The sequence below is a fragment of the Nitratiruptor sp. YY09-18 genome (assembly GCF_016593235.1).
Classification (GTDB): Bacteria; Campylobacterota; Campylobacteria; order Campylobacterales; family Nitratiruptoraceae; genus Nitratiruptor.
Map to the genome: position 1 here is coordinate 86,445 of NZ_AP023065.1, position 21,386 is coordinate 107,830.

22 protein-coding genes, 5 tRNA genes and 1 other RNA gene are annotated in these 21,386 nt (G+C 41.1%); 10 read left to right on the forward strand and 18 right to left on the reverse strand.

All coding sequences use genetic code 11. From position 1 onward, the window contains the following. Positions 1 to 97: 97 nt before the first annotated feature. Genes chrA through JG734_RS00600 form a run of 12 tightly spaced genes read right to left on the reverse strand, consistent with a single transcriptional unit; the run spans position 98 to position 11,039 of the window. Positions 98 to 1,294, reverse strand: coding sequence for a chromate efflux transporter (gene chrA / locus JG734_RS00545; RefSeq protein WP_201333110.1), 1,197 nt, complete (start codon positions 1,292 to 1,294; stop codon positions 98 to 100). Then, positions 1,287 to 1,766: a permease gene (locus tag JG734_RS00550; RefSeq protein ID WP_201333111.1), complete on the reverse strand. Its 480-nt coding sequence runs from the start codon at positions 1,764 to 1,766 to the stop codon at positions 1,287 to 1,289. The genes chrA and JG734_RS00550 overlap by 8 nt, the downstream gene beginning before the upstream one ends. Beyond that, complete coding sequence (locus JG734_RS00555; RefSeq protein ID WP_201333112.1) at positions 1,763 to 2,176, reverse strand: permease; 414 nt, start codon at positions 2,174 to 2,176, stop codon at positions 1,763 to 1,765. The genes JG734_RS00550 and JG734_RS00555 overlap by 4 nt, the downstream gene beginning before the upstream one ends. Continuing rightward, positions 2,177 to 3,223 (reverse strand): FAD-binding oxidoreductase, encoded by a 1,047-nt coding sequence (locus JG734_RS00560; RefSeq protein ID WP_201333113.1) that lies wholly within the window; start codon positions 3,221 to 3,223, stop codon positions 2,177 to 2,179. Positions 3,224 to 3,259: 36 nt separating this feature from the next. Continuing rightward, positions 3,260 to 3,502, reverse strand: coding sequence for a hypothetical protein (locus JG734_RS00565; protein ID WP_201333114.1), 243 nt, complete (start codon positions 3,500 to 3,502; stop codon positions 3,260 to 3,262). Positions 3,503 to 3,520: 18 nt separating this feature from the next. After that, complete coding sequence (locus JG734_RS00570; protein WP_201333115.1) at positions 3,521 to 3,880, reverse strand: thioredoxin family protein; 360 nt, start codon at positions 3,878 to 3,880, stop codon at positions 3,521 to 3,523. A 10-nt stretch (positions 3,881 to 3,890) separates the two neighbouring features. Beyond that, complete coding sequence (locus JG734_RS00575) at positions 3,891 to 4,592, reverse strand: cytochrome c biogenesis CcdA family protein (RefSeq protein WP_201333116.1); 702 nt, start codon at positions 4,590 to 4,592, stop codon at positions 3,891 to 3,893. 2 nt (positions 4,593 to 4,594) lie between these two features. Next, a complete protein-coding gene (locus JG734_RS00580; protein ID WP_201333117.1) occupies positions 4,595 to 4,957 on the reverse strand; it encodes a carboxymuconolactone decarboxylase family protein in 363 nt (120 codons plus the stop codon). Between the two features lie 9 nt (positions 4,958 to 4,966). Continuing rightward, positions 4,967 to 8,071 carry an efflux RND transporter permease subunit gene (locus JG734_RS00585; protein ID WP_201333118.1) on the reverse strand — a complete coding sequence of 1,035 codons (3,105 nt, stop codon included), beginning with the start codon at positions 8,069 to 8,071 and terminating at the stop codon, positions 4,967 to 4,969. Positions 8,072 to 8,074: 3 nt separating this feature from the next. Further along, positions 8,075 to 9,169, reverse strand: coding sequence for an efflux RND transporter periplasmic adaptor subunit (locus JG734_RS00590; protein ID WP_201333119.1), 1,095 nt, complete (start codon positions 9,167 to 9,169; stop codon positions 8,075 to 8,077). Beyond that, on the reverse strand, positions 9,166 to 10,437 hold the full coding sequence (locus tag JG734_RS00595) for a TolC family protein (RefSeq protein WP_201333120.1): 1,272 nt from the start codon (positions 10,435 to 10,437) through the stop codon (positions 9,166 to 9,168). The genes JG734_RS00590 and JG734_RS00595 overlap by 4 nt, the downstream gene beginning before the upstream one ends. Beyond that, a complete protein-coding gene (locus JG734_RS00600; protein ID WP_201333121.1) occupies positions 10,434 to 11,039 on the reverse strand; it encodes a TetR/AcrR family transcriptional regulator in 606 nt (201 codons plus the stop codon). Before JG734_RS00600 ends, JG734_RS00595 begins: the two co-directional genes overlap by 4 nt. Positions 11,040 to 11,127: 88 nt before the next feature. Between JG734_RS00600 and JG734_RS00605 the strand changes: the two genes are divergently transcribed. From JG734_RS00605 to JG734_RS00620, 4 genes are all read left to right on the forward strand, one after another. Next, positions 11,128 to 11,700: a DUF3365 domain-containing protein gene (locus JG734_RS00605; RefSeq protein ID WP_201333122.1), complete on the forward strand. Its 573-nt coding sequence runs from the start codon at positions 11,128 to 11,130 to the stop codon at positions 11,698 to 11,700. A gap of 87 nt (positions 11,701 to 11,787) precedes the next feature. Then, positions 11,788 to 12,984 (forward strand): NnrS family protein, encoded by a 1,197-nt coding sequence (locus JG734_RS00610; protein ID WP_201333123.1) that lies wholly within the window; start codon positions 11,788 to 11,790, stop codon positions 12,982 to 12,984. 10 nt (positions 12,985 to 12,994) lie between these two features. Beyond that, on the forward strand, positions 12,995 to 13,456 hold the full coding sequence (locus tag JG734_RS00615) for a Uma2 family endonuclease (RefSeq protein WP_201333124.1): 462 nt from the start codon (positions 12,995 to 12,997) through the stop codon (positions 13,454 to 13,456). A gap of 1 nt (position 13,457) precedes the next feature. Next, entirely contained in the window at positions 13,458 to 14,084 is a 627-nt protein-coding gene (locus JG734_RS00620) for a fumarylacetoacetate hydrolase family protein (protein ID WP_201333125.1), read from the forward strand. Here the strand turns inward: JG734_RS00620 and JG734_RS00625 are convergent. From JG734_RS00625 to ilvD, 3 genes are read right to left on the reverse strand one after another with little or no spacing between them, the layout of a single operon-like run. Continuing rightward, positions 14,047 to 15,372, reverse strand: coding sequence for a PAS domain-containing methyl-accepting chemotaxis protein (locus JG734_RS00625; protein ID WP_201333126.1), 1,326 nt, complete (start codon positions 15,370 to 15,372; stop codon positions 14,047 to 14,049). The two genes, JG734_RS00620 and JG734_RS00625, sit on opposite strands and share 38 nt — an antisense overlap. A gap of 1 nt (position 15,373) precedes the next feature. Then, the gene (rsgA, locus tag JG734_RS00630) at positions 15,374 to 16,261 is read right to left on the reverse strand and encodes a ribosome small subunit-dependent GTPase A (RefSeq protein ID WP_201333127.1); all 888 of its coding nucleotides are present in this window, start codon (positions 16,259 to 16,261) and stop codon (positions 15,374 to 15,376) included. Then, positions 16,251 to 17,945, reverse strand: coding sequence for a dihydroxy-acid dehydratase (gene ilvD / locus JG734_RS00635; protein ID WP_201333128.1), 1,695 nt, complete (start codon positions 17,943 to 17,945; stop codon positions 16,251 to 16,253). The genes rsgA and ilvD overlap by 11 nt, the downstream gene beginning before the upstream one ends. 84 nt (positions 17,946 to 18,029) lie before the next feature. Here ilvD and JG734_RS00640 point away from each other — a divergent pair. From JG734_RS00640 to ffs, 6 genes are all read left to right on the forward strand, one after another. Further along, a tRNA-Gly gene (locus tag JG734_RS00640) sits at positions 18,030 to 18,105 on the forward strand. A gap of 98 nt (positions 18,106 to 18,203) precedes the next feature. Continuing rightward, positions 18,204 to 18,291, forward strand: a tRNA-Leu gene (locus JG734_RS00645). Positions 18,292 to 18,303: 12 nt separating this feature from the next. After that, positions 18,304 to 18,378: transfer RNA gene (locus JG734_RS00650), tRNA-Cys, on the forward strand. 16 nt (positions 18,379 to 18,394) lie between these two features. Then, positions 18,395 to 18,486 (forward strand) — tRNA-Ser (locus JG734_RS00655). 26 nt (positions 18,487 to 18,512) lie between these two features. Next, positions 18,513 to 18,602 (forward strand) — tRNA-Ser (locus JG734_RS00660). Positions 18,603 to 18,668: 66 nt separating this feature from the next. Next, an RNA gene (gene ffs, locus JG734_RS00665) (signal recognition particle sRNA small type) lies at positions 18,669 to 18,766 on the forward strand. A 1-nt stretch (position 18,767) separates the two neighbouring features. On the opposite strand, the gene JG734_RS00670 is transcribed toward ffs, so the two are convergent. The 3 genes from JG734_RS00670 to purT are packed head-to-tail and all read right to left on the reverse strand — an operon-like array spanning position 18,768 to position 21,381. Beyond that, on the reverse strand, positions 18,768 to 19,697 hold the full coding sequence (locus tag JG734_RS00670; RefSeq protein WP_201333129.1) for a D-2-hydroxyacid dehydrogenase: 930 nt from the start codon (positions 19,695 to 19,697) through the stop codon (positions 18,768 to 18,770). Positions 19,698 to 19,702: 5 nt separating this feature from the next. Beyond that, on the reverse strand, positions 19,703 to 20,125 hold the full coding sequence (locus JG734_RS00675; RefSeq protein ID WP_201333130.1) for a secondary thiamine-phosphate synthase enzyme YjbQ: 423 nt from the start codon (positions 20,123 to 20,125) through the stop codon (positions 19,703 to 19,705). Then, complete coding sequence (gene purT, locus JG734_RS00680; protein WP_201333131.1) at positions 20,122 to 21,381, reverse strand: formate-dependent phosphoribosylglycinamide formyltransferase; 1,260 nt, start codon at positions 21,379 to 21,381, stop codon at positions 20,122 to 20,124. The genes JG734_RS00675 and purT overlap by 4 nt, the downstream gene beginning before the upstream one ends. Positions 21,382 to 21,386: the final 5 nt, after the last annotated feature.

Below are 21,386 nucleotides of genomic sequence, written 5' to 3' on the forward strand. Positions count from 1 at the left end.
CTACTGATAAATTTTGTAACGAAGTCAAACAGACATATCTTGAGACACTGTTTGTTGGTATGATGCATTGCGTCCATAAACTCTTGCCACTCTCTCATCACTTAAAATACAGTATAAGCTTAGCCACAACACCGATTAAAAAGATCCATAGTATATTTATCCGCCAGTATCGTACTGCCAAAAAAGCTCCAACCGCCCATATATAGGTTGCAGGATTTATGAGAGCAACTTTGCCCAGGCTTAACAGAACAAAAACAAGCATGCCTGTAAACGCAGCCAATATCCCTTTTAAAGCATTGCGAATCAGAGCCAAGTTTTTGATCTTCCCATACACTTCACTCATAACAAGAGTATAAAAAAAGGAGGGATAAAACATTCCAACGGTAGCCAAAGCACTTCCCAAAACTCCACTGACTTTATAACCGATAAAAGTAGCGGTAATGAGGAAGGGTCCTGGTGTAATCTGACCAAAAGCTATTGCATCTGCAAACTCTTTCAATGTCAGCCAGTGATGCGAAACTACCGCTTCTTGCTGCAGCAGCGGCATTATGGTCATTCCGTTGCCAAAAGCTACTGCTCCCACTTTGAACATAGAAAAAAGCAGCTCCCCAGACTCGGTATGCCATATATATCCTGCTACAAAAAGCAGTACAAAAATGGAACCTGCAAGAAAAATAGCTACCATACGCCACTGCCATTTGCCAGGAAACACTACTTCATACTCTTTTATGTTTCCATTATTCTTTTGAGAAGTTTTTAAAGAAAAAAGTCCAAGCACTGCGGCAACTATGATAATCCAAAAGGCATTCATACCATACAGCATCAATATAAGCGCAATACCGGCTATCAGTGCAGTTTTGCCTCCATTAATATATCGGCTGGAAAAATCGATCGTTACTTGTAAAACAATCCCTACTACCATCGCCTCTATGGCAATTAAGATGGGATGAATCCATCCGATATGACCATATCGAAAATAGAGCCACGATAAGAGCAGCATCAATAGATAAGATGGCAAAATAAAAAGAAAAGTAGCCAAAACAGCGCCAAAAAATCCTTTAATTCGATAGGCTGAATAGGTAGCCAGATTGACAAAAATGGGTCCAGGATAGAGCTGCACCATAGCCAGCCCCTCATCTATCTCTTCTTGACTTAGCCATCCTTTTCTTGCGATAAGGTCTTTTAACTGCTGCAGCAACGCCATACTGTATGCAGTCAAACCTAAAAGAAAATATGTCCAACAAAGCTGCCAAAGGGTCGGAGTCTCTTTTTGGTTTACTGTTTTATCACTCATTTTCTATTCTTTCGACAATCATCCCTTGCAATAGGGCTCCTATGATTATGTATATATTCAACACTATTGTAAATGTTAATCCAAAATAGTGCACCATCAATGGAAGCAGCGGCAGTTTCACAGCTCTTGCATAAAAAAAGAGGGCTATTAAAGAATCCCTTAGCCCCTTTTTCTTTAAATCTTCTATCAGCGGATACCATGCATACATAGGACCGTGGCTTAAAATTCCGGCAAACAGTGCTATGATCCATGCTTTTATCCCGCCCTCACGGCTTAGATGTTTTGCCAATGTTTTCGGGTCGATAAAAAAGTTGATAAGGGCATTGATTAAAACGACAACGGCTAAAATAGGAGTGATTTTCATCAAAAGATAAAAAGACTCCTGCAAAGCCAAAGAAGCTTTTTGAGGGAAAAAGAGAAAAAGCAACATATAGCTTGCAGTGACGATGAGCAAAAACCATTTTCCCTTCATCCCAAAAGCTCCAGCGTCCAAACGGTAGCGATGGTAACCAAAAAAGTAAAAACAAAAGCCAAAATATTTCTAAGAATGGTAAATCGAATACCAAGCACACTTGCTTCCAGCGGCAGCTGCACGATTCCAAGAGTAACCCAAGCCAAAATAAACGCCGTCACTCCATACATCGACACACCGCTTTCTAAAAGTTCCCCACCTAATATATAACTTATAATTGCCTGCCCAACGGCAATAGCTCCGGCAAAAAGGCCTATGAAGGTATCATAAAACGGTTTTTCGGTAAACAAAGATGCAAGCAGATCGGGAGTGATGAAAACTTTGAAAATGCCGACAACTCCGATAATACCTATTAACATCGGTAATATCTTGAAAAAACTTTTCAAAGATTGAGAGAGTGCTCTTTTCATCTATATCTCTGTATGTATTTTACTCTCGTCCACTCCGTTTTTCATAAGCACTTTTTTAAACGTATCCAATGCTCCAAAAGGTCCAGCTATATAGTAATCCCTATCGGTATCAAAAATCTCTTCTAAAAAAGCCTCCAGTGCTCTTTTTTTGAAAAATTGTCCATGTTTTGGCAGTTTAAATGCAACATCATACTCTTTCGCCACCAAAATGGGTTTGAAATTTTTATATGTTTGGGCAAGCTCGTTAATCTCATCCAAATAGTAGAAATCTTTTGATCGGCTTACTCCCCAAAACAGTTTGATATCTCTATCTTGATCTTTTAAGAGTACCTCCCGTATCATTCCGATAAGTGGTGCAAGCCCTACACCAAGAGCCACGAAATAGAGTCTGTTTTGCGAATCACACACAAACTTTCCGTACGGCCCTTTTGCAATGAGGGATTCCTCTCTTTTCAAGTCATTATAGGCATATTCGCTAAATCTTCCTCCTGGAACCTTTTTGACATGAAACTCGACATATCCGTCAGAGAAAGGAACATTTGCAACAGAATAGCTCCTTCCAAGCCAATTCTTACCCGGAATTTCAAGCTCCATATAACGCCCGGCTCGTATATTTTGCACATTTCCAAGATCACATCTTAAAATTGTCACATCACCTCTGATCTCTTTATCAACAATTTTTGCTTGCTCTTTTGGCGCAGGTTTAGCATCTTTGTATTCCAAAATATCTTTTCGAGTAAATAGATCATCTTCAACTGCGTGATGCTCATCGACTCTTTTTTCAAGATCTAAAACGACATCAAATGGCGGAAAAGATATGGCATCTACCGGGCAAGTATTATGGCAAGTGGTACATCCTACAAGACAGTTCAACGGATCATAGACAATCGATTTTTCGTTTTCAAAATCATATCTATACACAAGCCTGTTGCATCCTGTCACACATGTTGCACACCCTATACATCTGTCATGATCGACAGTGGGATGCCAATCTATCTCTTCTCTTGGTATTCCATGCCATGGTTTTAAAAATCTTGGATCTGGCATCTTTGACTCCTTTGTTTGTTTTCATATCTTCTCTTTTCAAAAAAGATCCTCAAATTTGTAATTTAAAAACAAAATGATTCCAATACCGCCTACAATACTTACAAGAGCACTCAACAGATCGTTATTTGGAAAAAGATACTTATCCATAAGCATCCAACTTCCTCTCCAAAATGCCACTACACCAAAAGCTGCAGCTAATGCTGCTATACCTCTGGAGTGGAGATTAGTGTTTTTTCCTTTTTCATCATTTTGTTGACATATTCTTTTTTTCGATCGCATGCATAACCTTCTAAGCTATTATTTCAAAAGTTCTATAACCTCTTTTTTGGAAAGCACTCCGATATGTCGATAGACCTCTTTTTTCTTTTCATACAAAATCTGTGTTGGAATAAGCATAATTTGTAACTTTTTTGCTGCATCTTTATTTTGTTCGATATTTAAAAAAAATATTTGAAAATTTGGATGCTCTTGCTTAATGGTATAAAACAGCTTTCCCATTTTTTGACAACTCAAGCAGTGGTCTGATCCAACTTCAACCAAAACCCGTTTTCCGGAAGCGATCGCTTTTTGAATTTCACTAAAAGGCGTAGATGGAAGCATTTTTGCATCTGCAAAAAGAGACATGCTAAAAATAGCAGCAAATAGTAACTTTTTCATCTTTTTCCTTTCATATCTGTTCTATCGCTCTATAGAAAAAATAGCATCCAAACCCAATCAAAACAAGAGCAAAACTTTTATTCAAAAGAGTAGAGAGCTTTGCTACTGTTTTGTTTGAGACAACTCTTTGTGCAATGCCAACAGAGGCTCCTGCTATGAGCAGCAGTAGCGAGTGTCCAAGGGCGAAGCTCAAAACCAGCATATAGGCATAGATATAGTGAGCATTGGCTGCAGCTGTGATGATAGCCACAAGAGGAGCAGAGGCACAAGGCGTGCTCACAAGTCCAAAAACAATCCCTATCAAAAAGCCTCCAAAGAGGCGAAATCGAATAAGTTTGTCTATAACTTTTGATTTATCAATCTCACTAAAAATACCCCAAGCATAGAGTCCAATGAAGATACTGACAACTCCAGCAATCAGATATGCCCACATTGGAGCTATAGAGAAAAAGAGGCCAAATTTTGCCACTAAAAAGGCCAAAAAAGAGAAACTGACCACTACACCTAAAGCAAAAAGTGCTGAAAATGCATAAGTAAAAAATATCTTCTTTCTGCCTTGGAGATCTTTGTTGAGAGCAAGAACGCTTCCAACTAATAGAGGAACTGAGATAAGAGAGCAAGGAGCTGCGGCAGTGAGACTTCCTGCAACAAAGGCTCCTACAATTGCTACTAATGAGTGTGATGCCAAAAGGGCATCAAGCCATTGGGGCATTGCTACTCTTCTAGATTTTTCAGTGCCGCCTCAGCCACTCCTACCACACTGCTTGCGGCTGCATGGCGCACTATGCGAATGACTGAGAGAATCTCTTCTTTAGTTGCACCCATTTTCTTAGCGGCTTTTGTATTGAGCTCAACACACTCTTCGTTACCCAGTGCAAGAGCTGCTGCCAAAAAAACAAGCGTGCTTGTTTTTGGATCGAGCGCATTCTTTTCGCTTTGCATGCTCAGTTTGGAACTTATTGCTTGCTCAACTATTAAAGATGGATCCAATTTTGCTGCTGCTTCGATTGATGCAGGAATCTTTCCGAAGCGCTCTTTCATCATATTCATCACTTGTTCTGGTGTTGGTGTTTGCATATCTCCTCCTTATTCTTCGATATATTCTTCAACTTTTTCTATCGGATTGGTTTTTCTATTCCTTGGATCGGTCGCATAGGCATAGAGCGGAACATAAATGAGTGTGAGAAGTGTTCCTACCAAAAGCCCTCCAATCGCAACATCAGCCAAAGGACTGAGGCGTTCTAGACCCACCGCTTGCTCAAGTGCAATTGGGATCATCCCAGCAATTGTCCCAAAGGCTGTCATCATAACAGGGCGAAAACGTACTCTCACGCTCTCAAGTGCTGCTTCAAATGGTGATTTTCCTTCTTTTTCATACTCTTTATAAAAGTCGATAAGCAAAACGGCATTTTTGATGATAATCCCAAAGAGGAGCAAGAGTCCCACCATACTTGGCATACAGCTAGGTTTGTGAAATATAAGCATACCCCATGCGGCTCCTATCATTGAGAGTGGGAGAACCAAAATCATGATGATTGCCAAACGGACTGACTCATAGATAGCAGTAAGTGTCATGAGCAAAATTATGACACCTATTGCAATCGCTTTGATCATACGCTTGAAGCTATCATGAAGCTGTGCGATATCTCCCTCTTGGCTTACGATAAATCCTGTTGTATCTACCTTTTTCAGTGCATTATCTGCATCATCTGTGATATGTGTGACAGGGCGTTTTGCACGGTATCCGTTGATATCGATGCTATAGAGCAATTTATCTCGCTCGATTTTTGCAGGGGTGAGCTGATAGTGCATTTTTGCAATCTCACGTAATGGGATCTCACCAAATTTTGTGTGGATTGGCAAGAGTTTGAGAGATTGGATAGTCTCATTGAATTTACCTTTGAGGTAGAGACGCACAAACTGTGTATTCATCGATGCAAGGTTCGCTGCAAGGGAGACTACTTGTCCTTTGATAGGAAGCTGCATTGCTACTTGCAGTGGTGTAATACCGTAGCTTAGAGCCTTGTTCTTGTCGATATCGATGAAAATCTCTGTAAAGTCATTATCCCAGCTTTGACTAATAGATGTAAGCCCTTTGATGTTTTTGATTGTATGTATAATCTCTTGCGCTTTTGTTGGCAAGCTCTCATAATCGCCCGCTTTGAGACGGATATCAAGAGGTGCTTTGATCGTGGAGAGGGCAGTTGCTCCAAAATCGAATACATCGTTTTTCTTCACACCTGGAAGCTGGGCAATTTTGTCGCGTATCTCATCTTCAAGCTCCCAGATACTTTTTTTGCGGTGGAATCTATCTACTGCATTGATAGTGATTGTCGCTTCACTTGGCAAGTTTCCACTTCCTAGGCTTAGCACCGATGGCTCGCTCCCAAATGCTACAGAGCTGCTTACAACCCATGGCTGTTTGTGTAGCCAGACAAGGAATTTGTGCAGTTTCTTCTCTGCACTATCTACTGTCTCATTGGCACTAAAAGCTACTTGTGCTTTGATGATCCCCGTATCCATTGGCGGCATAACATCTTTTCCAATGAGCGGCATAACATTTTTGAGGCTGAGTACCAGCGTCAAAACCACCGCCATTGTAAGGAGCATACGGCGAAGTGGCCAAAATTTGCCATTGGAAAATTTAAGAACACTCAAGTATGGGCCAATAAGGCGACCTATTGTGTTTTGATAGAACTCCTCAAACCACTTTTCAATGCGAGTCTTTTCTGTTCCATTTTTATATAGCCAGATCGAAAGACGTGGTATAAAGGTGATAGAGAGAAAATAGCTCACTAAAAGTGCGATGATGAGTGTAGAGATGAGTGGCCTAAAGATATGCTCTGGAAAGTCTCCCACAAACATGAGTGGAAAGATAATAGCGATAGTCGCTACAGTCCCTGCAAAGACCGGTCCTAGCACCTCTTTGGTCCCGTTGATGATGGCTTGTTCCATCGATTCATTCATCTCAAGATGGCGCTCGATATTTTCAAGTACCACAACCGCATCATCCACTAGCATTCCAAGAGCGAGGATAATAGCAGTGTAGATGACGATATTGAGCTCCCCGCCACTTAGCCAAATGATTGCGATCGTACCAAAAAAGACAAGCGGGATAGAGATACCTGCTGCAACAATTGCACGGAAATTTCCCAAGAAAAGCAAAAGTACCAGAAGTGTATAGACTATTGCATCTCTGAGAGCTTCAAGCATGTTTTTGTTTGCAGTCTCAATGAGTGTGCGTTGGGTATCAGCAATTTCAAAATTGATATTTGGATAGAGTTTGGCAAGTTTTTTGATCTCAGCGCGCGCTGCATCACTCACATCAAGGACGCTTCCGCCAGGTGCGCGCTGAATAGAAAGTGCAATCGCATTTTTGCCGTTTCCTATATAGCCACTTGTGCGCTTTTTGTGGCTCCAAGAGATTGTTGCAATATCTTTGAGTTTCACATTTGGCAAAATATTGAGGTTTTTAAGCTCCTCCATATTATCTTTTTCGCCATAATATGTCACAGTGTAAAAGTCGTTCGCACTCTTTGTGAAGCCTATAGGAATATCTTTGTTGAGTGCAAAGAGAGCCTTTGCAAGTTGATCGAAGCTAATATTGTATTTTTTGGCTTTGAAGGGGTCTATTTCGATATTGATAGCGCTTTGATACCCCCCAAAGACCTCTACATTTCCTATATGTGGATTTGCCAAAAGGTAGGGCTTGATATGAGAGTCTGCGATTTTGCGAATCTCATCAAGAGAGATATTTTTATTTTTTGGGCTAAGAGCCACCACTTCTACAGGCAGTGTAAAATCCCCTACTGTATAGATAGAGGGATTTGCGTTTTGTGGGAGTTTTCCTTTTGCGATAGAGAGGGCATTTGCTACATCCACTGCAGCCGCTTCTAGCCCCTTTTCATATTCAAATTCGGCTTTGACAATGGAGAAGTTTGCTACATTCACACTACTTACATCTCGTACGAGACTAATACGACTGATCTCCTCTTCAATTGGCTTACTTACTGTATTTGCAGCAACCTCAGCTGTTGCTCCTGGCACTGAGGTAATAACTACAACTTGAGGTCTATTGGCATCGGGAAAAAGATTTTTAGGAAGGGCTTTTAGCCCAATAATCCCCATTACAAAAAAGCCAACAATTAAACTAAAGAGCAGATAGGGTCGTTTATAAAAATATTCAAACATACGCTATCCTTTTATCTCTTTAAGCTTAATGCCACTTAAGAGTTTGAGCAAAATATCTGGTTTTGCAACTACAAGCTCTTTGCCACTGAGATCTTCTGCTACAACCACGCCTTCTGCTCCAGATGCTTTCACATGTACTTCGAGCGGTTTTGCATACTCTCCATTTACTACAAGCACATATGTTTTGCCGTTACGATTGAGGACCGCATCAAATGGAAGCAAAAGAGCTTCGTTATCATATGTAATCACTTTCGTCTCGACTCGTTGACCTTCAATGAGTTTTGGATCATCTACATCAGCGCGATATTCGCTCAAAGAGTTGAAGCTGCCTTTGAGGGGTTTGAGTGCGTAACGTTTGCCATTATAGAGTAGACCATAAGCTGCTATATTGCTTGGAAGTCTTACAAGAAGATAGTTGTCTTGTGATCCATTGATGCTAAGAAGCGGACGTCCCGGCATAGCAATATCGCCGAGGTTTGCAAATTTTTTGGCTACTACTCCATCGATTGGTGAAGTGAGCACCGCATAGCTGAGCTCATTATTTACTTCAGCTAGATTTGCTTGGAATGAAGCGAGTTTGCCACGCAGACTTGCGAGATTTGCTTTTGCATTTGCGATCTGAGTCGCTTCTCTCTCTAGCTGCTCTTTGGAAGCTCCTTTGACAGCGTAGAGCTTTTTGGTGCGCTCATGAATTTTGCGCAAATTCACGAGAGCTTCCTTGGCTGCTGCAATCTGGAGTCTTGTAGCTTCTATTTGTGCTTTGAGACTATCGCGTTTGCTTTTGAGTACAGTTGTATCTATTTTGGCGACTACATCACCCTTTTTGACCTTTTGGCCAGCCTCTTTTATCTGTAAAATTCGTCCCGGAAATTTTGCAACAAGTGCGACATTCTTATCATTTTTAACAATTGCAAGATAGTCGCTGCTTAGCACTACATGGCTCTTTTGTGGTTTGAGTGTCTTGACAATGACAGCATACTCTTTTGCTATTGGAGTGCTTGCTTCTTGAGCCTTACGCTTTTTTACTAGCCTTACAGCACCTACAACGAGTAAAATCACAATAAGCAAGAATATTGCAATTTTTATCCATTTTTTCATTTGACTATCCTTTCAAGATCATTTCCATAGATTACAGCAAGTTGTGCGAGTGTTTGCCACTTCTGTGCTTTGAGTTGTGCGAGATTTGCCTGAGCAAAGAAGAGCCCCTCTTCATAGCGAAGATACTCCTCTTCACTGAGACGTCCCACTTTGTATGCAGTTTTTGCATATTTAACGAGTTCTTTTTGTGAAGCAACTTTTTTCTGGGATGCTTCTATCGCAATTTTAAGTGAAGAGAGTTGAGTGTGCAGACTCTTTGCCTGAGCTTCAAGCTCCTGGCGGGTCTGGAGGAAGCGGTTGTGCTCTTTGAAATATTTAGCTTTTGCAAGATCGATATCGGTAAATTGCGCTTTTGAGAGAGGGATGACGAGTTTGAGTGTAACATCACCATATCCCACATCTACATCTTCTCCATAGAGCACGTCTTTTTGGGCATAGTTTTTGCTCCATTTTCCCTCAAGCAAGAGTTTTGGGAAAAAGGACTCTTTGGCTATAGAGATATCTTTTTGGGCAGCTTTGAGATTTTTTGCAAGTGGCTTGATAGCAAAGAGTTCACCCTCTTTCAATGATCCAATCTGCTCAATTGGCTCAATATTTTTTACTTCAATACCAGTGAGTGCACTGATACGCTCTTTGGCAAGAGACTCTTTAATATTGAGATCTTGGAGACTTATTGCAAGATTTGCCAATGATGTATCGATCTTATCTAGAGCAATTGGTGCAGCACGACCACTATCTACTGCTATTTTGATATCTTGTCGCATCTTCAAAAGAGATCGTTTACGAGCAAAAAGGGCATTTTTGGTCTCATGTAGAGCCAAAAGATTTGCATAAGCTCCCACGATGATCGCTTCATTTTTATAAAAATTGAGCTTTTTTTTGAGCTTTGCTGCTTCATATATATATGCAAGTTTCTTTTTGAGGGTAAAGAGTGATTTGACAAAAAGCGGCATACTCCCGCTTATACCTACTCTTTGTATATTTTGTGCAAATGGGAGAGGCTGATGCTCACTTATACGCCTATTTGCCTCAGGTGGTGGTACTGGGCGCAAATTGGTATCATTGGTGTAGTGCTCATACGTACCAAAGAGCGCAAAGGATGGATAGAACTGATCAGTTACTTTTTGTTTGCTTAGTTTCGCAATTTTTTGCGCTGCAATATCGATTTGCGTAACGGGCTTGTTCTTGAGGGCATGCAAAAGTGTATGCAGTTGACTTGCTTGCAGCGATGCAACAAAAATAGCTGCTGTGAGTGCTACTCTTTTCATTGTTCTTTCCTTATGGCTTTGATAATCTTTTTGGCAAGAGTTTTTGAAAAATCCTTGATAGTAGGTTCAGGAAGTACCGGGAATCCTTCTACATTGGATGTGACTTTTTCACGAAGTCCTTGTGTTGTTTGGTGCATAATGAGAGGACTAACTATCATCATTTGTACTACCATAGGGTTTTGCACTTCTATCTCCTCTTTTTCGATACCTTCGTTAAGTATTGATGTCAAAATACTCAAAATTTCGGAGAGACTCTTGATAGCATTGTGGCTCATATGTTTGCCGTTATCTGCAAACTCATGGGCCAAAATGGCTGCAAAGCAGGGATACTCTTGTAAAAATTCGCCGAAGCTCTCTATAAATTGCTTGATTTTTTGCACGGGAGAGCTTGCGTTGATACTTGATTGAATATGCTCTTTGAGGCCATCGAGGCGAAAGAGCAAAACAGCCTCATACAGATCGTCTTTATCTTTAAAATGGTAATAGATTGCAGCTTTTGAGATGCCTACCTCTTTGGCTATAGCATCCAAAGATACACCATTGTAGCCAAACTTTGAGAAGTGGTTTGCTGCCACTTGTAGAAGCTTTTCTCTCTTACTCATGATGCTCCTTACCAACTGATAAGTAAATTATAGCATAAATTTACTCGTTTTGGATATAATAAATTATATTTTAATGAAGGAGGGGAATATGAAAAAGCTATCAATATTAGCACTTACTACATCGTTGCTTCTAGCGGTCCAAAGTGCTCCTAAACCACAAAATAATGATTTAGCAGAGGTAATAGCTACAGGACAAAAAGCGAGCCAACTCCTTCTTAAAACTCTTGGTGGCAATCTTAAAAAACACCTCAAAAAAGGTGGTCCTGCTGATGCATTGGAGTTTTGTGCGATGCGCGCAGCCGAACTAACTGCAAAAGTGGATAATGAGCTAGGCAAAAATGTAAGCATTAAGCGTGTAACGCTTAAATCGCGCAATCCTGCTAATGAGGCGCAAGGAGACGAGAGGGCAGTCTTGGAGGCTTTGGAGAAACTCAAACAAAACAGCGTCTTACTACCAAAAGAGCTTGTAGAAAAGACTAAAGATGGTTATAAATATTACAAGCCACTCGTTATCAATAAGCCGGTTTGCCTCAAATGCCATGGACAAAATATCGATCCAAAACTTCAAGCAAAAATCAAGAGTATCTACCCAACTGACAAAGCTATAGGCTACAAAATGGGAGATCTTCGCGGAGCAATCGTCGTAGAGATTAAAAAATAGTCTCTCACTTCCTGGGCTCTTGCCCAAAATCAATGCAAGAAAGCAAAAATTTTTCTATTCTTTTGAAAAACTCTCAAAGGATCATCTATGCAGTTTTCAGCAGCCAAACCATCTAAATTAGGATACTTTTTCTCTCAACCTCACCAACCCTTTTTCCTCTTAGGCATGATCGATGCAGTGATTTTCATGCTACTCTTTTTACTCTCCTATCGTGGAGTCATAGCAGTTGATGCAAAATTTTTGCATAGCTACTCGATGATTTTTTTGGTCTTTACAAATTTCTTCTATGGATTTTTATACACTACTTTTCCACGCTTTTCTGGGACTGCACCAATTGAGCAGCGATTTTATATAGTCGTTTTTTTCATGCAGGTTTTAGCAACTTTGAGCTTTTTGATTTCACTTCTTTTCCTTCCGGCCTTTTATGCTGCAGTACTCTTTGTAGCTATCGGGTTTGCTTTGACTCTGCGTAAATTTTATGGAATATATAGAGTTTGCCAGCTACCAAAGAGAGATCAATACTGGATTATTGTGGCTCTGGGAGTTGGAGCAATGAGCAATATTCTCTTTTTGCTGTCGCAAATACCCTGTAGATGCAATAGCACAGCTTTTTACACTACAGCTATTAACTTTGGAGTCTATCTCTATATGATTTTTCTTGCTTTTGTTGTAGCTTTGCGAATGGTGCCCTTTTTTAGTCATGTAATGCAATGGAAGAGAAATCCCTATCTTCATCTTGAGATTTTTGTGCTTTTTTTGCTCCACTCTTTTTTGCAGGGGCTTTTTCCAGCGGGAGTATTTATAGTAGATTTCATAGCTGGAGTTTTAATAGCATGGGAACTTAAAAAAATTGCTTTACCATTTCCAAATAGTGAACCATTGCTTTGGATTTTGCATATTGCTCTATTTTGGCTTGCTGGTGGACTGATTGTAGGAAGTATAGTGGAAGCTTTTGAGTATATATATGGTTTTTATAGTTTTGCATTGCCGCTGCATTTTTTGGTCCTTGGATTTTTGATGACAATTCTCATAGGATTTGGAACGAGAGTAACTTTAGGGCATAGTGGAAATCTGCTTCGGGTCGATAAAGGAACAGTTTGGATATTTTACTTTACTCAGATAGTGGTTTTGGGACGAATTCTTTTTAGTCTCTTTGCTTCTGGGGGCAAAATATATCCATTTTTTGATATCAGTGCAACGCTTTTTATTGCTCTTTTTGTCTGGTGGAGTGCCAAATATTTCAAGATTTTAGCTTTTGGAGAAAAACTAGGTAGAGTTGAGTAGAGGAGTTTTCATGGGAGCACGGGGCATTTTAGAACATTATACATATGAAGATTATAAACTATGGGAAGGCGATTGGGAACTCATTGGTGGAGTAGCCTATGCGATGGCACCATCTCCAGTGAAACGCTATCAGAATTTGAATGTAAAAATCGTTACACAATTGGAAGAAGCGTTTGAAAATTGTCCAGAATGCGAAGTATTGGTAGAAGAAGATTACAAGATTGCAGAAGATACAGTTGTGTGCCAAAATATTGCAGTGGTATGTGATGATGAGAATGAAAACTACATAGCAAAAGCTCCACTTATAGTCGTAGAGATAATCTCTCCTAAAACTGCACGACGTGATGAGGTAATAAAATTTTCTCTCTACGAAAAAGAGGGAGACTCTTCTCACGAAACTTATGAGTTTACCAAGAGCAAGTGCCCTGCAAAAATAGATTTTGCAAGGGTGTTTAAAAAATATAGAAAATAGCATGCAAACTCTCACTTTTCAAAACCAAAAAATAACTCCTTGTAAAATTGTTTGTGTCGGCAGAAACTATGTAGAGCATATCCATGAGCTTGGTAATGAGATCCCCGATGAGCCGGTCTACTTTATCAAGCCAAATTCATCAATTGGCTCACATCTCATTGCCCAGGAGGGACTGCACTATGAAGGAGAGATGAGCTTTTTAATCCAAAATAGAAAAATTGCTGGTGTTGGTTTTGGGCTTGATCTGACCCGCCGTGACATTCAAAGCAGGCTCAAGGCAAAGGGGCTTCCTTGGGAGAGGGCAAAAGCTTTCAAAGGCGCTGCACTTTTTAGTGAGTTTGTATATATTGATGATTGGAGTGATTTGGAACTTCGCCTTTATAAAAATGGAGAACTTGTACAGCAAGGTTCAGTAAAGCAGATGATTTACAAACCAGATTTTTTAGTAGAAGATATAGAGCGTATTTTTGGACTTGATGATGGAGATATCATAATGAGTGGTACACCAAAAGGGGTTGGAGAGGTGAGCGCAGGAGATAGATTCAAAGGTAAAATTTATCAAGATGGCAAGCAGCTTGTGAGTGTCGAATTTATAGCAAATGCTGCAGATAGAAATCTACTTCTTTGACATTTTTGGCAATATCAGTGCTATATTTGTGTGCAGTCTTGATAGAAGGTGAGAGTTCTTCGAGGGTTTTTGTGGTACTTTCTACAAGATTTTGTACTTGCTGAAAAATGATATTAAATTTAATATCCTCTAACTTTGAAGCCTCTATGAGGCCATTGATCTGGATATAGTGGAGCTCTTTTATGAGGCGTTGAATCTTGTTGACGATGTGGAGGGTCTCTTCTATATGCTCTTTGAGGATATTTGATTGTGTGGAGACCTCTTGGGTAGATGCTTTTAAAACTTTTACAAAGTCTTCAAGTTTGTCGATGCACTCTCCTTCACTGCAGCTTTGATAATCTATCGTCTCTTTGAGGTAGTAAAGAATGGCAAATATCTCGATATTGAGTGAGAGGAGGTGCAAAATCGTACTCTTGATATGGTGATAGAGCTTTTTGGTGATTTTGCGTAGTGTCAGCGTATATGTACCAATCTCCTCTGCATCTTTTTTTATCTGACTTGAAACAACTGCAAAAGATGCACCAATAGAGCCAAGCTTGTGACTTTCAACTGAGGAGTTGAGAGCAATGAGTGAGAGGCTATCGGTGATTTCAAATATCTTTTGGAATTTCTCTTCAAGTTCGCTCTCTAGATCAATAAAAAAGTAGAGACGGTTTTTGAGAGCACCATAAATATACTCCACAACTTTTGCCATGTCATAGATGTGATTGAGGCGGGGAATATTTGCAAGATGTTTCGGATCAATGGTGATCTGAAAATGTTTCTCTTTTGAGCGAAACTCTTCAAGCAAAGCTTCAATCATAAAATCTTCATAATTTACAAAGCCTTGCTCTTGGATCATTTGTGCTAGCACCTTTTTTGAGTCCTCAAGTCCTTCTTGCTCCTCGATTTTTTTGAGATTTTTGTAGAGTTTTTGTGCGATTGCAAAGAGTTTAGTAGTTGGTTTGATACGTACAGAGAGATAACCTCTCTTTTTGCCTTCATCAAAGATTGGAAATACTATAGCAAATACCCAGTAGTAGCTCCCATCTTTTGCCAGATTCTTCACGTAACCTGCAAAGGGCTTATTATGCTTTATAAAATCCCACAGATAGTAAAAGACAGCTTTAGGCATATCAGGATGGCGGATGATGTTGTGGGGTTTGCCTTTGAGTTCTTTATGGGAGTATTTAGCAATATCATAAAAGACTCTGTTTCCGTATATAATCTTGCTGGATAAATCTGTTTTGGAAAAGAAAACATCTTCTATGTTAAAGTGCGATTCGAGATCTATTGGATTTGGGCGCATCTTATTCCCTTGACTCTTTACATACAGTATCGAGCTTTTCCCAAAAAAATTGCATGATTTTGAGATAGTTTTTGAATCGAGAGCAGCTGATCTCTCCTCTCATGACTGCTTCTTGCACAGCACAGCCTGGCTCATTTGTATGGGTACAGTCAGAATATTTACACCTATAGCGCAAAAACTCTCGAAAGTAGCGGTGCACTTCTCGTTTATCCATAAAGTATGTGGCTTCTACTTTACTAAAACCGGGCGTATCGGCAATGAAAGAGTTTTTATCTGCAGGATAGAGTGTGACTGCAGTCGTAGTGTGGCGTCCCCGCCCAAGTTTTTCACTGACTTCTCCAATTTTGAGCTCGATACCCAAAAGCTTTGAGAGAAGTGTTGATTTTCCCGCACCACTGGGACCCGCTACTATCGTTATATTTCCTTGGATATAATGCTTGATCTTTTGGAGGTTTTCCTCTTGGAGAGCACTGAGTGTTACAACCTCATAGCCAATACTTTCATAAAGCTTTTTCCATCTATTTACCTCTTGCGGGTCTGCCAGGTCTACTTTATTGAAGATTATTACAGGTGTGATACCTATATATTCATAGACTGCCAAGAAATTATCTAAGAGGTAGCTATCAAAGTTGGGACTCTTCATAGCCATAACTACAAGGACACTATCTACATTGGCTACAGGAGGGCGCACCAAGAGGTTTTTGCGTGGAGCAATCTTTTCGATGACAAACTGCTCACCTACAATTTCTCCTTGTACATAGTCTCCGGCGTAGAGTTTGTGCTTTTTGATCTTTTTACGCAGGATAGAAGGGTAGGTAGCAAGAGAATCTAGGAGTGTAACCCTGCTCGCAGCAGCACTGCGATAGGTTACAAGACCTTTAACACTCATCTTTTAAGACTGCTCCGTGAGCAGCATTTGTCACAAGTGCTCTATATTGGCGCAGCCATCTTCCTTTGATATCTTTGACTTTTGGCTTGAAATTTTTGCGGCGCTCTTCAAGCTCTTCGTCGCTTAGCTTCACTTCCAGAGTATAAGTATCTACATTGATATAGATCTCATCGCCATCTTGCAAGAGTCCTATGACTCCACCTTCTGCTGCTTCTGGGCTCACGTGTCCAATACTTGCTCCTCTTGTAGCACCACTAAAGCGGCCATCGGTAATGAGAGCTACTTTGTCACCAAGATTCATACCGGCTATGAGGCTTGTGGGAGCGAGCATCTCCTGCATTCCAGGACCACCTTTTGGTCCTTCATAACGAATGACTACTACATGTCCAGGTTTTACTTTGCCTGCCAAAATACCGTCAATCGCCTCTTGTTGGCTATCGAAGCAGATAGCATGTCCTGTAAATTCTCGCATGTTTGGATCAATTCCGGCAGTTTTGACTACAGCACCTTCACGTGCAAGATTTCCAAAAAGAATCGCTAATCCCCCAACTTCACTATAAGGATTTTCTATTGGATGTATGACGGAAGTATCAATTACTTTGGCATCTTTGATACGATCGCCTATAGTACCACCCTCTATAACTGGATTATCGAGATAAAGGACTGTATCGCTGCGTTTGCTTGCTTCTTTCATAACTGCACTCACTCCGCCAGCTTTGTGAATATCTTCCATATGGACAGTTTGCAAACTTGGAGAGATTTTTGCGATATGTGCAACATGCTTGCTGATCTCGTTAAGTTTTGCTAGATCAAATTTTACACCTGCTTCATAAGCTATTGCCATCATATGGAGAATGGTATTGGTACTTCCACCCATTGCCATATCCACTACAAAGGCGTTATGGATAGCTTTTTCGTTGAGGATGTTGCGGATGCGATACTTATCGGTAAGTCGCTCGTCTTTGGCTATTTCGCAGATACGTCTCGCTGCTTGACGCAAAAGCTCCTCACGTTCTGGTGTGAGAGCAAGAATTGTACCGTTGCCTTTGAGAGCGATGCCCATAGCTTCCATAAGTGTATTCATGGAGTTTGCTGTAAACATACCTGAGCAGCTTCCTCCACTCGGACACGCTTCACACTCTATCTCATAGAGCTGCTCTTCACTCATCTCTCCTTGCGCTACTTGTCCAACTGCCTCAAATGCAGTTGCTAGATCTATTGGAGTACCATCTTTGAGATGTCCAGCTTTCATTGGTCCACCGCTGACAAATACAGTCGGGACATTGACTCTCAAGGCACCCATAATCATACCCGGAGTGATTTTGTCACAGTTGGGAATACAGATGAGTGCGTCAAGCTTGTGGGCATTCATGACAGTTTCTATAGAGTTTGCAATGATTTCACGGCTAGGCAGAGAGTAGAGCATCCCATCGTGCCCCATAGCTATCCCATCATCGACGCCGATTGTGTTAAATTCAAAAGGAACACATCCATTTTTGCGTATTTCATCTTTAATAATTTCGGCATATTTATTGAGAAAGAAGTGACCAGGAATAATTTCGATAAAAGAGTTTGCAACACCAATAAAGGGTTTGTCAAAATCTTCATCTTTGAGACCTACTGCACGAAGCAAGCTTCTGTGAGGAGCACGTTGGAACCCCTTTTTTATTTCATCGCTACGCATATTTTCTCCTGCATTGGTTTTTGTAATTATACCCTAGATATTTACAAAGCTTACTTTTTTGGTTATAATTTCATTCCAAGTTGCGCGGGAGTAGCTCAGAGGCTAGAGCACCTCCTTGCCAAGGAGGGGGTCGCGGGTTCGAATCCCGTCTCCCGCTCCATAAAAGAGAGATTTTTTCCCTACGATATTTTCGTAATGAAAATCAAAGCATAAATTTCTGTTAGCTAGGTTGATAATATAAAAACTTAGCCATTTCTAGCCCGGGTGGCGGAATTGGTAGACGCAAGGGACTTAAAATCCCTCGGAGGTTTTCTCCGTGCCGGTTCAAGTCCGGCCTCGGGCACCACTGCTCATTTATGGCGCCATAGCCAAGTGGCTAAGGCAGGAGCCTGCAAAGCTCTGATCCCCGGTTCGAATCCGGGTGGCGCCTCCACATGATAGCTACCTCTGGGGAGGTGGCGGAGCTGGTTGAACGCACCGGTCTTGAAAACCGGCGTAGGTGATGAGCCTACCGTGGGTTCGAATCCCACCCTCCCCGCCATATAATCAAAATATACCGATCAATCTGGAGAGATGGCCGAGTGGTTGAAGGCGCACGCCTGGAACGCGTGTAAGGGTTCACGCCCTTCGTGGGTTCGAATCCCACTCTCTCCGCCAGATTTTTATGGTATAATTGCTCCACCAAAGCGGAGCGTTGAGAGTAGATTGCTACTTTGAGCGCTCCGCTCAGACCCGTGCGACGGGCAGTTGCGGCAACGCTTCAGGGCGGGAACGCAGCAGAGCACCGCAGCTGTCCGGGCGCCGCGGGTATCTGGGCGGAGTCTATTTAGCTAAAAACTCTTCAATATTTTTGATAATCCCTTCAATAAGCTTCTTTCTAGCCTCTATACTTGTCCAAGCGATATGCGGTGTGATGAGAAGTCTCTCTTTGTTCTTTACTTGCAAAAGAGGAGAGTCTTGTGGAATGGGTTCTGTTGCGGTTACATCGAGACCAGCATAGATATTTTTGCTATCAATTGCATAAGCCAATGCATTTTCATCTATGATACCACCTCTTCCCAGATTGAGAAGTACTGCATTCTCTTGCAAAAGATCAAGCTCGTACTCTCCTATGAGATTTTTTGTCTTTGCATTGAGCGGGGCGTGAATGGAGATAATTTGAGAAGTGCGCACAAGCTCTTCAAGAGAGAGATGAGGATAGGGTGCGTGAAGATTCCGCCCACTTGTTGAGTAGTAGACCGCTTCTGCTCCAAAACTTGTTGCAACCTCTGCGACACGTCTACCTATAGTTCCAAGTCCAATAATTCCCCATCTTTTATCTTTGATCTCAAAAAATGGCCTGTCGATACAGGTAAAGAGCCCACTTTTACTCCATTTTCCACTTTTGACATACTCATCATAATAGCGTAGTTGCTCAATGAGGTAGAAAGCCATTGCAAAAGTATGCTGCACTACACTTTCAGTCGAATAGCCGGCTACGTTTTTGACTGCTATACCTTTTTTGGTGGCATAGTCGATATCGATATTGTTTATCCCCGTAGCTGCTACACAGATGAGTTTCAGATTTGGTGCTGCATCAATCGCATCTTTGTCGATAATGACTTTGTTTGTTATGATGATGTTTGCATCTTTTATTCTCTCAAATCGATCATTTGCTGCAGTGGTTTCATAGATTTTCAATTCACCAAAGCGTCCAAGTGCACTCAAATCCACATCACCCAGTGTTTTTGCATCAAGAACTACTATCTTCATTGCAGCTATACTCCCATGAGTGTGATATAGACTTTGCGGTTACCTGCAAAATCGCGATGCTCACATAGATAGATTCCCTGCCACGTGCCAAAAACAAATTGTCCATTATTGATAGGAATGACCAAAAAGTTACCGTAGAGGCTACTTTTGATATGGGCTGGCATATCTTCACTGCCTTCGAGTGTATGAGTATAGTATGGTTCATTTTCAGGTACCAAGCGATCGGTAAAGGCCAAAAAATCGTGGCGTACGCTAGGGTCTGCATTTTCATTGATTGTGAGACTTGCACTCGTATGCATCAAAAAAAGATGTGCAGTCCCCGCCTCAAATTCACGCAGTTCAGGAAGATGCTCTAATATCTCATGAGTAATGAGATGAAAACCTCTTGGTTTTGCTTTGAGCGTGACCAATTTTTGGACTATTTTCATGTGAAAAACCTTTTAAGTTTTGCAAAAAAGCCACACTGTTGCTGCTCTTGTTCATTGAGTTTTTCTGGGCTGCTTTCTATTGCTTCATTATAATCAAGATCACGTATTTTTTGCACAAGTTCTTTAGCCTTTTCAAGTGCCACTTTTGGCTCTCCCCCTACCAGTATCACTGCCATACGACGGCCTGGATGGGACTCAGGCTTGCCAAAGAGGCGCAAGAAACTATCTTTTCCAAAGAGTGTCGGATCGATCTCAAAGACCGGATTGAAACTTTCACTTTTTGCTTTATATGCTGCGCTTGCACCTCCTATGAGCTGTTTGAATCCAAGAGGAAGACCAAGGACTGCCCGGACATGCAAAGCAAATTCGCTCTGTGTCTGTGTGATGAGAGTCACTAAGCCTGTATCATGGGGTCTTGGAGAGACTTCGCTGAAATAGACTTCGTTTCCTTTGATAAAGAGTTCAACTCCAAATATCCCTCTGCCTCCAAGACCATCAGTAATGGTTTTGGCTATCTCTTGGGCCTTTTGTTTGACCTCTTTACTCATCTCCATAGGTTGCCAGCTAAAAATGTAGTCTCCATCTTGTTGAATATGTCCTATTGGTTCGCAAAAGACAGTTTCAGTTTCTGTACGTGCAGTAAGGAGTGTGATTTCGTAGTCGAAGTGAATGAACTCTTCTACAATCAATTCGCTTGCATCACCTCTTGCCTCTTTTGCAATCTCCCAAGACTTAGCAAGATCTGCTTCACTTTTTGCAATGCTTTGTCCATGCCCGGAAGAGCTCATGACTGGTTTGATTACACAGGGAAAACCGAGTTCTTTAGCGGCAGCTTCAAGCTCTTCGAGACTCTTGACAAATCGGTATGCACTGGTTTTAAGACCCAACTTTTCAGCTGCAAATTTACGGATATTTTTACGGTTCATTGTTTTGTTGACAGCTTCTGCGTTAGGGATGACTTTGAATCCTAGATTCTCCGCTGCAAAGAGAGCATCGATATTGATTGCTTCAATTTCTGGAAGGATGTATGTAGGTTTTTCACGAAGAATTACTTCTAAAACTTGTGCTTTATCTTTCATATCTATAACGTAGCTGCGATGTGCTACTTGATGTGCTGGTGCATTTGGATAGCGATCAACTGCCACCACTTCTATACCAAGGCGTTGTGCCTCGATAGCCACCTCTTTTCCTAACTCACCGCTTCCTAAAAGCAAGAACTTGATAGAGTTGTGTTTGAGGGGAGTTGTAAGTTGCATGGGAC

What these genes read in the sequence shown, in the direction of transcription:
- JG734_RS00610 (WP_201333123.1), top strand. Translation starts at nt 11,788, where the DNA reads ATGCAGTTTTCAGCAGCCAAACCATCTAAATTAGGATACTTTTTCTCT.
- purT (WP_201333131.1), bottom strand. Translation starts at nt 21,381, where the DNA reads ATGCAACTTACAACTCCCCTCAAACACAACTCTATCAAGTTCTTGCTT.
- JG734_RS00565 (WP_201333114.1), bottom strand. Translation starts at nt 3,502, where the DNA reads ATGCGATCGAAAAAAAGAATATGTCAACAAAATGATGAAAAAGGAAAA.
- JG734_RS00570 (WP_201333115.1), bottom strand. Translation starts at nt 3,880, where the DNA reads ATGAAAAAGTTACTATTTGCTGCTATTTTTAGCATGTCTCTTTTTGCA.
- JG734_RS00555 (WP_201333112.1), bottom strand. Translation starts at nt 2,176, where the DNA reads ATGAAAAGAGCACTCTCTCAATCTTTGAAAAGTTTTTTCAAGATATTA.
- JG734_RS00575 (WP_201333116.1), bottom strand. Translation starts at nt 4,592, where the DNA reads ATGCCCCAATGGCTTGATGCCCTTTTGGCATCACACTCATTAGTAGCA.
- JG734_RS00580 (WP_201333117.1), bottom strand. Translation starts at nt 4,957, where the DNA reads ATGCAAACACCAACACCAGAACAAGTGATGAATATGATGAAAGAGCGC.
- JG734_RS00670 (WP_201333129.1), bottom strand. Translation starts at nt 19,697, where the DNA reads ATGAAGATAGTAGTTCTTGATGCAAAAACACTGGGTGATGTGGATTTG.
- JG734_RS00615 (WP_201333124.1), top strand. Translation starts at nt 12,995, where the DNA reads ATGGGAGCACGGGGCATTTTAGAACATTATACATATGAAGATTATAAA.
- JG734_RS00595 (WP_201333120.1), bottom strand. Translation starts at nt 10,437, where the DNA reads ATGAAAAGAGTAGCACTCACAGCAGCTATTTTTGTTGCATCGCTGCAA.
- JG734_RS00560 (WP_201333113.1), bottom strand. Translation starts at nt 3,223, where the DNA reads ATGCCAGATCCAAGATTTTTAAAACCATGGCATGGAATACCAAGAGAA.
- JG734_RS00590 (WP_201333119.1), bottom strand. Translation starts at nt 9,169, where the DNA reads ATGAAAAAATGGATAAAAATTGCAATATTCTTGCTTATTGTGATTTTA.
- rsgA (WP_201333127.1), bottom strand. Translation starts at nt 16,261, where the DNA reads ATGAGTGTTAAAGGTCTTGTAACCTATCGCAGTGCTGCTGCGAGCAGG.
- JG734_RS00605 (WP_201333122.1), top strand. Translation starts at nt 11,128, where the DNA reads ATGAAAAAGCTATCAATATTAGCACTTACTACATCGTTGCTTCTAGCG.
- JG734_RS00675 (WP_201333130.1), bottom strand. Translation starts at nt 20,125, where the DNA reads ATGAAAATAGTCCAAAAATTGGTCACGCTCAAAGCAAAACCAAGAGGT.
- JG734_RS00600 (WP_201333121.1), bottom strand. Translation starts at nt 11,039, where the DNA reads ATGAGTAAGAGAGAAAAGCTTCTACAAGTGGCAGCAAACCACTTCTCA.
- chrA (WP_201333110.1), bottom strand. Translation starts at nt 1,294, where the DNA reads ATGAGTGATAAAACAGTAAACCAAAAAGAGACTCCGACCCTTTGGCAG.
- JG734_RS00550 (WP_201333111.1), bottom strand. Translation starts at nt 1,766, where the DNA reads ATGAAGGGAAAATGGTTTTTGCTCATCGTCACTGCAAGCTATATGTTG.
- JG734_RS00620 (WP_201333125.1), top strand. Translation starts at nt 13,458, where the DNA reads ATGCAAACTCTCACTTTTCAAAACCAAAAAATAACTCCTTGTAAAATT.
- JG734_RS00585 (WP_201333118.1), bottom strand. Translation starts at nt 8,071, where the DNA reads ATGTTTGAATATTTTTATAAACGACCCTATCTGCTCTTTAGTTTAATT.
- JG734_RS00625 (WP_201333126.1), bottom strand. Translation starts at nt 15,372, where the DNA reads ATGCGCCCAAATCCAATAGATCTCGAATCGCACTTTAACATAGAAGAT.
- ilvD (WP_201333128.1), bottom strand. Translation starts at nt 17,945, where the DNA reads ATGCGTAGCGATGAAATAAAAAAGGGGTTCCAACGTGCTCCTCACAGA.